Raw genomic sequence first — 1196 nt, forward strand, 5'->3', positions numbered from 1 at the left:
TCGGCGGCCTGCTCGGCGGCGGAAACTGACAGCGCGGATGAGTTCGCCCGCACTCCCCCGCGTGGTCGCGCACGCGCTGACCGCCGATCCGCCGCGACTACTGGTCGTCGGCGGCGCCCACACCGGGAAAACGAAGCTGCTCAACGAGATCCGGCAAACGCTTCCGCACATCGTGGTCGTCGACGACGCGCATCGCCTGCCCGCAGACGAGATCCGGAACCTGGCCGATCGGATGATCCACGGGGATCACGGCATCGTCGTCGCCACGGAGCCGCGGCCCCACCGCGCGGAGATGCTGCAGCTGATGAGCACGGGTGCCGCGCACGCGTGCACCGTTGCGCTGCGGCCGCTCACCATTGAGGAAGCATTGCACCGGGCAACGGCCTTCGGGATCTCCGATCCGACGCTCGTACGCGCGGTCCTGTCCTTCACCGGCGGCGCGCGCGACCTCGCGGACGCAGCGTTCGCCGCAGTGCGGGAGGGCGCGGATCCGCGATCCGCTGCCGTGGACCGGGTGCGCACCCGGCTCGCCGGCAATCCCGGTCTCGCCGGAGCGCTGGCGCTGGTCGAGTTGGGCGGAGCCCCCGATCCTGCCGAACTCACCGCCGCGCTCGGCATAGATGCCGATCTCGCCCACGACCTGGCCGACGCCGCACACGCGAGCGGCCTCCTCACGACCGGTGGCGACGAACTGGTCCCGGCCGCCTCAGGTGTTCCCGCCGCGTCGCTGGGCCCGCACGGATTCCGGACCGTCGCCCAGGGACTGCTGTCGTGCCGCGTCGACCGCGACCTGCTGACCGTCCCGGTCGCGTCGCGTCTCGCAGCAGCCGGACTTACCGACCCTCGGCTCGCCGATTACCTTGCAGCCCAAGCCGACTCGTCGAATCCGGCGGAGGCATCCGACCTGTACGCCGCGGCGGTGCGCGCCGGTGCCGACGCGGCGGACCTGGCACTGCGGCGCGCCGAAGTCGCCGCTGCGACCGGCGACCGGTCAACCGCCGCCGCCCTGACCGACGAGATTCTGGAACGCGCCGACTCCCTCTCCCCGGCAGATCTGGCCACTGCCGTCCGGATCGCCGCGACCGTCGCGGCCGGTGACGGCATGCTCGGCCGCAGCGCGGACCTGTACGAGTGGCTCGGCCCGGACCGGGCCGGGGCCGATGCGCCGATCGGGGCGGCGGTGCTGCTCGCCGCCG

The 1196-nt window shown here is 73.2% G+C and carries 1 pseudogene; it reads left to right on the forward strand.

Annotation, left to right across the window (positions count from 1 at the left end):
- Positions 1–37: 37 nt before the first annotated feature.
- Positions 38–1196, forward strand: a pseudogene (locus I0Q12_RS18510) (LuxR family transcriptional regulator); the annotation flags it as partial.

Origin of the sequence: Rhodococcus sp. CX, assembly GCF_015865005.1 — a bacterium.
Classification (GTDB): domain Bacteria; phylum Actinomycetota; class Actinomycetes; order Mycobacteriales; family Mycobacteriaceae; genus Rhodococcus.